The sequence below is a fragment of the Thioclava sp. UBA3469 genome (assembly GCF_002378135.1).
Lineage (GTDB): Bacteria > Pseudomonadota > Alphaproteobacteria > Rhodobacterales > Rhodobacteraceae > Thioclava > Thioclava sediminum.
In genome coordinates this window covers 2856-11430 of record NZ_DFRG01000004.1, presented here as the reverse complement: position 1 = coordinate 11430, position 8575 = coordinate 2856, and the positions used below count along the sequence as shown (strand labels likewise).

The following is an 8575-nucleotide window of genomic DNA, read 5'->3' as shown; positions in this document are numbered from 1 at the left end:
CCCCGGGAGGGCGCATTGGCGACGGCATGGCGCGCTCGCACGTCGTTCGGGGCTTTAGAGATAAAGCGCCAAGCCCCAAGCGAAGCGCCGCGCCCACCCAAGGGTCGGGCGCGCCCCCATCCTCTCCGTTCGCCCGCGCTCAGCCGCGGCCGCGATAGGGCGGCACGCCCTGATCGGGGATCCACATATCCTCGGGCTTCGGCGCGCTCTGCCAGAAGACGTCGATCGGGATGCCGCCGCGCGGATACCAATAGGCGCCGATGCGCAACCATTCGGGCTCCAGCAGATCGCGCAGGCGCTGGCCGATCATCACCGAGCAATCCTCGTGAAACGCCCCGTGATTGCGGAACGCGCCGAGGAAGAGCTTCAGAGATTTGCTCTCCACCAGCCAGTCGCGCGGGACGTAATCGATCATGATATGCGCGAAATCGGGCTGGCCGGTGAGCGGACAGAGCGAGGTGAACTCGGGGGCTGTGAACCGCACGAGATAGCGCTCGCCTTTGCGCGGTTGGGGCACGCGCTCCAGCACGGCCTCGTCGGGCGTTTGCGGCAGGTCGGTCGATTGGCCCAGCTGGGTCAGGCCGGAGGTGTCGGTGCTCATGGGATGGTCTTTCCGTCGAGAAGCGTTCGCGCGGCACTAAGGCCACGCAGACCCGCCGTCAAATCAAACCTCGCTGCGCCGTTTCGAACGAATGGCCCGGGCGGCTAGCCCGGGCCGCGCCCGACCCTCCCCATGGGAGGGCGCATTGGCGAGAACATCGCGGGCTCGCACGTCGTTCGGGGCTGCTGAGATAAATCGCCGAGCCAAAGCGGAGGGAAGCGCCCACCCAAGGGTCGGACGCGCCCCTCATTATCGAACGCGGCAAAATGCAAACGGGCAGAGGTTTCCCCCTGCCCGTCGCACATTCCAGAAAAGCACGCCTTACACGGACTTCTTCAGCGCCTCGACCAGATCGGTTTTCTCCCACGAGAAGCCGCCATCGGCCTCGGGGGCGCGGCCGAAATGGCCGTAAGCCGCGGTGCGCTCGTAGATCGGCTTGCACAGATCGAGCGTGTCGCGGATGCCTTTCGGCGTCAGGTCCATCACCTGCGCCACGGCCTTTTCGATCACCTCGTCAGGCACTTCGCCGGTGCCGAACGTGTCGACATAGATCGACAGCGGTTTCGCCACGCCGATCGCGTAGGACACCTGGATCACGCATTTGCGCGCCATGCCTGCGGCCACCACGTTCTTCGCCAGATAGCGCGCCGCATAGGCCGCCGAGCGGTCCACCTTGGTCGGATCCTTGCCCGAGAACGCGCCGCCGCCATGCGGGGCCGAGCCGCCATAGGTGTCCACGATGATCTTGCGCCCGGTGAGGCCCGCATCGCCATCGGGGCCGCCGATCACGAAGGTGCCGGTCGGGTTCACCCACCATTCGGTCTCCGGCGTAATCCAGCCCTCGGGCAGGGTCTCGCGGATATAGGGCTCGACGATGGCGCGGATGTCATCCGAAGTCTGATGCTCATGCGCGTGCTGGGTCGAAAGCACGATCTGGCTCACGCCGACGGGGCGGCCATTCTCGTAGCGCACAGACAGCTGCGATTTCGCGTCGGGGCGCAGCTCGGGCTCGGCGCCCGATTTGCGCGCCTCGGCGAGACGGCGCAGGATCGCGTGCGAGTAATGGATCGGTGCGGGCATCAATTCGGGCGTCTCATCCGAGGCGAAGCCGAACATGATCCCCTGATCGCCAGCCCCGTCCTTGTCGACGCCCTGCGAGATATGGGCAGATTGCGGGTGCAGGAAATTCGCGACTTTCAGCGTCGCCCAGTGAAACTCGTCCTGCTCGTAGCCGATATCCTTGACGCATTCGCGCACGATCTTGTCGATGCCTTCAAGATATTCGGCGAGCTTGGTTTTGTCGGCCAGACCGACTTCGCCGCCGACCACGACCTGATTGGTCGTCGCGAAGGTCTCGCAGGCCACCCGCGCGTTGGGCTCTGCGGCCAGGAAAGTATCGAGAACGGCATCCGAAATCCGGTCACAGACCTTATCGGGATGCCCCTCCGAAACGGATTCGGAGGTGAAGACGTAATTCGCGCGTGCCATGAAGGGGTGCTCCGTTGTTGATATCCCCACCCCGTCAGGAAGCCGTTGGGGTGGTTCGGCCTTCTAGCTAGGAGCGCCTGCCGGTCGGGTCAATCGAAATACGCGCAAAGATTGAAAGAAGCGCTAACGCTGCAACAATCAGCGCGATGAACGGTGCGTCACCGAGCTTGGAATAGAGCGTCGGCGGCAGGCTCGGCGGCAATTCGACGTCGAGTTTGCCCATTTTGTCCAACCCGAGGCTCGCCGTGATCCGCCCCTTCGCGTCGACCATCGCGGTAACGCCGGTATTGGCGTCGCGCGCAAGCGGCAGGCCTTGCTCGATCGCGCGGAGCCGCGCCTGCGCGAAATGCTGATAGGGCCCGCTGAGCGTTCCGAACCACGCATCATTCGTGACCTGCAAGATCCAGTCGGGTCGCTGCGCGAAGCCGCGCAGGTCCTGCGGGAAGATCGCCTCGTAGCAGATGAGCGGCGCGACATGTCCGAGCTTGCCAAGATCGAGAAGCTTCTCCCCCGGCCCGGACGAATAGCCATTGCCGACCTGTGCGGCGAAGGCGGTGATCCCGATCTTCGCCAACGCATCGCCGAAGGGCATGTATTCGCCGAAAGGCACGAGATGGGATTTGTCGTAAAGCGCCTCGATTTGGTCATCGGGCGTGATGACGGCCAGCGAATTGAAATAGCGGCTGCCTTCACTGCGCTGCACCCCCATCGCGAGCGGGATCCCACCCGCCGCCTCGGTCGACATCTCCAGCCCGCCCATCGGACGGTCGAGCAGGAAAGGCACCGCAGTTTCAGGCCAGACGATCAGGTCGGGTTTCGGCTGGCCGGGTGCAGGATCGGCTTTCGTCAGGTCCAGCAGCCGCTGGAAGAACTTCATCCGGTATTCCGGCAGCCATTTCAGGTTCTGCGGCGCGTTGGGCTGTACAAGCCGCAGGGTGATCGGCTCAGCCCTCGGCGCCACCGGCGCATTGAGCCGCGCTACCCCGCCGAGCCACAGCCCGACCAGCACGACCAGCGCCGCGCCCACGATCCCGAGCGCCGCGCGCATCCGCATCCCGCGCGTCATCGCGGGTGCGCTTGCGATCAGCATCGTGATCAGGCTCAGCCCCAGCGGGCCGACAAAGGCTGCCGCCTGCGCGATGGGCGAACCGATCCAGATATGGCCGACCAGCACCCACGGAAACCCGGTGAAGACGTAGGAGCGCAGCGCATCCGAGGCCGCCATGCCAAGCGCGATCCCGAGCGCACGCGAGCGCGGCCCCTGTCCCGCATAGACCCCGAGCCCGTAGCCGATAGCCCAGAACGCGCCCATTCCCGCGGCCATCAGGACCAGCGCAAAGGGCGCCATCCAGCCATAGACATCGGCCTCGACCATGAAAGGCTCGACGATCCAGAACATCGCGGCCAGCGCATAGCCGAAGCCGGTGGCGAACCCGATCCAGATCGTGGAGGCGCGCCAGCGTTCGGCCGATGCGAACCAGATCGAGGCCGCCAAAGCAGGCAACGCGATCCACCAAAGCCCCAAGGGCGCTTGCCCGGCGGCGAACAACACACCGAAAAGCGCTGCCAGAGCCAAGCTCTGCCAGCGCGGGCGCAACGGTGCACGGAAGCCGTCTCGGAGGGTCGCGATCATGGGCGCGTCATAGCCCGCTCACTCGGCGGGCGCCACTCCCGGCAGACGCACGCGCAGACGTTTGATCCGGCGCGGATCGGCATCGACCACCTCGTATTCGACGCCGTTCTCGGTCACCACGACCTCGCCACGGGCGGGCACACGGCCAAGCTGCATGAAGACCAGACCGCCCATCGAATCGATCTCGTCATCGGCCTCCTCGTCAGACAGCCGCATCCCGATCTGCGCTTCGAACTCGTTGACCGGCGCGCGGGCCAGCACGACCCATTGGCCGGGCTTTTCCTCGCGCCAATAGGTGTCGTCTGCCTCGTCATGCTCGTCCTCGATCTCGCCGATCACCTGTTCGATCAGATCCTCGAGGGTGAGCAGACCGTCGACCCCGCCATATTCGTCGATCACCAGCGCCATATGGGTGCGCTGCACCTGCATCTTCTGCAGAAGCACACCGATCGGCATCGACGGCGGCACATAGAGAAGCGGACGGATCAGCTTGCGCAGCGAGAACCGGCCATTGCCCGATCCGAACCCGTATTCCAGCGCCAAGTCCTTAAGGTGAACGAGGCCCAGCGGCGTATCCAGCGTTTCCTTGAAGACCGGCAGGCGCGAATAGCCGTGCTGACGGAACTTCTCCACCAACTCGTCGCGGGTGATGGAGACCGGAACGGCCTCGATCTCGACTTTGGGAATGGCAACATCGCCCACCCGCATCTTGCGCAGGTTCCCGAGCCCCAGCGGCGCTGGCGCGGGTTTGGGCGGCATTTCTACCTGTGGGGCCTCTTCTTCCATGGGGCGTTGCCCGAAAAAGCGGCTGAGCAACCCGCGCGAAGCGGGCTCCGAAGACTGACCGGGTTCTGCGTTTTCCGAACTACCGGTATTGGCGGAGGTAACTCCGTCGGCGACCTGTCCCATTGTTCCTTTCCGAAAGATGACGCGGCGTTGCGTCTAGTCTTACACATATGGGTTACGAATTCCTACGCTTTCAAGAAGCCGGATTTCGATTTGTTCCATAACTTGCGCATCTTCGTCGCGAATATGGTCATAGCCCAACAGATGCAGCACCGCATGGATGAGCAAATGCAGCGTGTGATCTTCGACGGATTTGCCTTGTTCTTCAGCCTCTCGGGCGCAGGTTTCATAGGCAATCGCCAGGTCGCCGAGCTCGATTTCGCCGAAGACATCAGGCGCGGGCGGTTCGGGATGCGCGCCGGGATCTTCCGCGCCGCGTTCCTCGGCGGGCCAGCTCAGCACATTGGTGGGCTTCGCCTTGGCGCGATATTCGCCATTCAGCTCGGCGATGCGGGCATCGTCGCAGGCGAGAACCGAGAGGCGGCAGAGCTCCGCCTCGATCCCGCGATCCTCCAGCACCAGCGTTGCGGCGCGGGTGATCAGGTCTTCCAGCCCCATCGTCTCCCAGCGGGCGTCTTCGATCTCGAGATCAATTTCCATCGGAATTCCCGCCCTCAACCCCAAGCATCAGATCGCCGACCTTCTGCCCGGCCTTGTCATAGACCAGCACCTGACCTGCATCGGTCACCACGACCGTATAGTTGCGCGCGAAGGTCACGGCCTCGGCCTGCGCGCCCTCCGGCAGCGTGATCGCGGCGGGCAGCTGCGGCAACGGATTGGGTTGCTGCAAGCGGATGACAAGCAGCGCCACGACCGCTACAAGCCCGACGATCATCACAGCCGCAAGCGTGGTCACCAGTATCTTGAGAAAGCGAAGATCGGGTGGCAGCGTGGTGGCAGGCTCTTCGTCAGGCAGGTCGGACATGAATAAGGAAATCCTCAGCATCGAGATCGGACCCGGCATGGGTCCCCGCCTTGATAAGGCCTTGGCGGCGGCTGTGCCAGAGGAAGCGGCGCTCTCGCGCTCGCGTCTGGCGAAACTGATCGCGGAGGGCTCGGTCAGCCGCGAGGGTGTCACCGTGACCGATCAGAAGACCAAGGTCGCCGAGGGCGAGGTCTATCAGATCGCGCTGGAGCCTCCGAAAGAAGTCGAGACGGTCGCGCAGGACATCCCCCTCGAAGTGCTGTGGGAGGACGACGACCTGATCGTCGTGAACAAGCCTGCGGGCATGGTCACTCACCCCGCGCCGGGCACGCCCGAAGGCACGCTCGTGAACGCGCTGCTGCACCATTTCGGCGGCAATCTTTCAGGGATCGGCGGCGAGGCGCGCCCCGGCATCGTCCACCGCATCGACAAGGACACGTCCGGGCTGCTGGTCGTCGCGAAATCGGACCGGGCGCATCACGGGCTGGCTGCGCAATTCGAGGCGCATACGGTGCATCGCCATTACCGCGCGCTCTGCCACGGCGTGCCACAGGCCTCCGATCCGCGTCTGCGCGGGCTGAACGGGGTCAGCTTCGAGCAAGGCGGCGTGCTGAAGATCGTCACCCAACTTGCGCGCCACAAGACCGACCGGCAGAAACAGGCGGTGGTCGCCAATGGCGGCCGTCACGCCGTCACCCGCGCCCGCACGATCGAGGATTTCAACGGAACGGCGGCGCTGATCGATTGCTGGCTGGAGACCGGGCGCACGCACCAGATTCGCGTCCATATGGCCTATGCGGGCCACGGGCTGATCGGGGATCAAACCTATGGCGGCAAGCGCAAGATCTCGGAAAAAGCGGTCGGGGCTGCCGCGGCAGAGGCCGTGCGCGCCTTCCCGCGTCAGGCGCTCCATGCGGCGACTTTGGGCTTCATCCATCCGGTCACCGAGGAGGAGCTGTCCTTCGAGGCGCCCCTGCCCGATGACATGACCGCGCTGATCGACGCATTGCGTGCGGCCTCCGCGCCCCCAACCGGCGGCACGGGCCCGTGAACGTCTGGTGGGCCGAGCTTCTGACGCTGCTGATTCACTTCGGCTCTCAGGTGCTCGCGCTTTTGCGGGTGCTCACCCGGCCCGACAAACCGCCTGCGGTGCGCGCAAGCTGGACCGTGCTGATCCTGTCGGTGCCCTTCCTCGGCGTCATCCTCTACATCCTGATCGGGGAGACGCGGCTCAACCAGCGCATCGCGCGCAAGCTGCAGGCGACGGTGGACGCCCTGCCCGCCCCCGATCCGGTCGAGCCTGAAGACCTCGAGGCCGTCACGCCGGAATATCGCGCGGCCTTTGCACGGGCCGCCGCCATCAACGGCTATGCGCCCAGCACCGGCGATGCGATCACCTTCCTGCCCGACCCGTCCGACCAACTCGAACCGCTGATCGCCGATATCGACGCCGCCACCCAGAGCGTGCACCTCATCACCTATATCTGGCTGAGCGATCTGACCGGCATCGCGATGGCCGAGGCGCTGACCCGCGCGGCGGAACGCGGCGTGAAAGTGCGCGTCCTTGTCGATGGGCTGGGCGCGCGCGCCTTCATCAAGTCGCGCCACTGGAAGGCGATGAAGAAGGCCGGCGTGAAGACCGCCATCGCCTTTTCTTTCCGCTGGCCGCTTTTCAAGCTGGCGACAATGCGGATCGATCTGCGCAATCACCGCAAGCTCGCCGTGATCGACGGGCATGTGGCCTATGCCGGCTCGCGCAACATTGCCGACCCGGAATTCCGCATCAAGGCGCGCTTCGCCCCCTGGACGGATGTGATGCTGCGGATCGAGGGGCCGCTCGCCGCCCAGCATCAGCATATTTTCGCGACCGATTGGGTGACTCATAGCCGCGAGGAAATCTCGGACCTCGTGCTCCCGACCCCCGCCGCACCGACCGCGCGGCCCGGAACAGCGGTCGCCTTCGCGACGGGGCCGATGCTGGACACGCGCGGGGTGCCGGATGTGTTCCTTGCGGTGATCGGGGCCGCGCGCGAGACGCTGACGCTCTCGACCCCCTATTTCGTGCCGGGCGAGGAGATCGCCTCGGCGCTGCGCGCCGCCAAACGCCGGGGCGTGCGGGTGCAGGTGATCGTGCCAAGGCGCAACGACTCGCGCTTCGTCGCCCATGCCGCGCGCAGCTTCTATCCGGTGCTGGCCGAGGCGGGCGTCGAAATCTGGGAGCATGGGCCGGGCCTGTTGCACGCCAAGACGCTGCTGGCCGATGGCCGCGTGGCGATCCTCGGCTCGGCCAATCTCGACCGCCGCAGCTTCGAGCTGAATTACGAGAATTGCGTGCTGATCGAGGATCACGAACTGGGGCTCGCACTTGGCGAACGCCAGCGTCACTGGATCGCGCAGGCCCGCCGGATCGGCCCGGAACGCATCGCGGAATGGCCCCTTCACTGGAAAATCATCAACAATCTGATGTCGGTCCTCGCCCCGATCTTGTGAGGCGTCAGATGTTTTTTTACACATGCGCGACGGAAATCCCGTTACGATACGTTGATCTTTCTATGCGACTGCGTCAGGGCGGCTTTCGGTGAACCAATCGCCACTGCCCTGCGTTTCTTGAAAGAACGGGGAGATATCCCCATATTGAGCAGCCGCCAAAAGGGAGACATGGGAGACGATGACGAGCTATACAAACCTTCCGGCCCCGAGTCCTGAGCAGGGGCTGAACCGCTATCTTCAGGAAATCCGGAAGTTCCCGCTTCTGGAGCCGGAACAAGAATACATGCTGGCCAAGCGTTGGGCCGATCATCAGGATACCGAGGCCGCGCACCAGATGGTGACCTCGCACCTGCGTCTCGCCGCGAAGATCGCGATGGGTTATCGCGGCTATGGCCTGCCGCAGGCCGAGGTGATCTCGGAGGCCAATGTCGGTCTGATGCAGGCCGTGAAGCGCTTCGATCCCGAGAAGGGTTTCCGCCTCGCGACCTACGCGATGTGGTGGATCCGCGCCGCGATTCAGGAATACATCCTGCGCTCGTGGAGCCTTGTGAAACTGGGCACCACCTCGGCGCAGAAGAAGCTGTTCTTCAAC

The 8575-nt window shown here is 64.7% G+C and carries 9 protein-coding genes and 1 riboswitch; of the genes, 3 read left to right on the top strand and 6 right to left on the bottom strand.

The features are described from left to right. Positions 1–139: 139 nt before the first annotated feature. The 6 genes from queF to B3D39_RS00280 all read right to left on the bottom strand — a co-directional run bounded on the left by queF (position 140) and on the right by B3D39_RS00280 (position 5493). Complete coding sequence (gene queF, locus B3D39_RS00305; protein WP_078520836.1) at positions 140–601, bottom strand: preQ(1) synthase; 462 nt, start codon at positions 599–601, stop codon at positions 140–142. A 321-nt stretch (positions 602–922) separates the two neighbouring features. After that, positions 923–2089 carry a methionine adenosyltransferase gene (gene metK, locus B3D39_RS00300; protein ID WP_078550123.1) on the bottom strand — a complete coding sequence of 389 codons (1167 nt, stop codon included), beginning with the start codon at positions 2087–2089 and terminating at the stop codon, positions 923–925. 7 nt (positions 2090–2096) lie between these two features. Next, positions 2097–2146: riboswitch (SAM-SAH riboswitch) on the bottom strand. 10 nt (positions 2147–2156) lie between these two features. Next, complete coding sequence (lnt, locus tag B3D39_RS00295) at positions 2157–3722, bottom strand: apolipoprotein N-acyltransferase (protein ID WP_274962868.1); 1566 nt, start codon at positions 3720–3722, stop codon at positions 2157–2159. An 18-nt stretch (positions 3723–3740) separates the two neighbouring features. Then, positions 3741–4631 (bottom strand): hemolysin family protein, encoded by an 891-nt coding sequence (locus B3D39_RS00290; protein ID WP_414717949.1) that lies wholly within the window; start codon positions 4629–4631, stop codon positions 3741–3743. 39 nt (positions 4632–4670) lie between these two features. Further along, positions 4671–5168, bottom strand: a complete 498-nt coding sequence (ybeY, locus tag B3D39_RS00285; protein WP_274962867.1) for an rRNA maturation RNase YbeY — start codon at positions 5166–5168, stop codon at positions 4671–4673. After that, on the bottom strand, positions 5158–5493 hold the full coding sequence (locus B3D39_RS00280; RefSeq protein WP_274962866.1) for a DUF6476 family protein: 336 nt from the start codon (positions 5491–5493) through the stop codon (positions 5158–5160). Before B3D39_RS00280 ends, ybeY begins: the two co-directional genes overlap by 11 nt. Here B3D39_RS00280 and B3D39_RS00275 point away from each other — a divergent pair. From B3D39_RS00275 to B3D39_RS00265, 3 genes are all read left to right on the top strand, one after another. Continuing rightward, positions 5492–6544: an RluA family pseudouridine synthase gene (locus B3D39_RS00275; RefSeq protein ID WP_274962865.1), complete on the top strand. Its 1053-nt coding sequence runs from the start codon at positions 5492–5494 to the stop codon at positions 6542–6544. The two genes, B3D39_RS00280 and B3D39_RS00275, sit on opposite strands and share 2 nt — an antisense overlap. Further along, positions 6541–7983 carry a cardiolipin synthase gene (cls, locus tag B3D39_RS00270; RefSeq protein WP_274962864.1) on the top strand — a complete coding sequence of 481 codons (1443 nt, stop codon included), beginning with the start codon at positions 6541–6543 and terminating at the stop codon, positions 7981–7983. The genes B3D39_RS00275 and cls overlap by 4 nt, the downstream gene beginning before the upstream one ends. A gap of 178 nt (positions 7984–8161) precedes the next feature. Further along, on the top strand, positions 8162–8575 hold a 414-nt coding region (locus B3D39_RS00265; RefSeq protein ID WP_286789262.1), incomplete at its 3' end, for a sigma-70 family RNA polymerase sigma factor.

What these genes read in the sequence shown, in the direction of transcription:
- queF (WP_078520836.1), bottom strand. Translation starts at nt 601, where the DNA reads ATGAGCACCGACACCTCCGGCCTGACCCAGCTGGGCCAATCGACCGAC.
- metK (WP_078550123.1), bottom strand. Translation starts at nt 2,089, where the DNA reads ATGGCACGCGCGAATTACGTCTTCACCTCCGAATCCGTTTCGGAGGGG.
- lnt (WP_274962868.1), bottom strand. Translation starts at nt 3,722, where the DNA reads ATGATCGCGACCCTCCGAGACGGCTTCCGTGCACCGTTGCGCCCGCGC.
- B3D39_RS00290 (WP_414717949.1), bottom strand. Translation starts at nt 4,631, where the DNA reads ATGGGACAGGTCGCCGACGGAGTTACCTCCGCCAATACCGGTAGTTCG.
- ybeY (WP_274962867.1), bottom strand. Translation starts at nt 5,168, where the DNA reads ATGGAAATTGATCTCGAGATCGAAGACGCCCGCTGGGAGACGATGGGG.
- B3D39_RS00275 (WP_274962865.1), top strand. Translation starts at nt 5,492, where the DNA reads ATGAATAAGGAAATCCTCAGCATCGAGATCGGACCCGGCATGGGTCCC.
- B3D39_RS00280 (WP_274962866.1), bottom strand. Translation starts at nt 5,493, where the DNA reads ATGTCCGACCTGCCTGACGAAGAGCCTGCCACCACGCTGCCACCCGAT.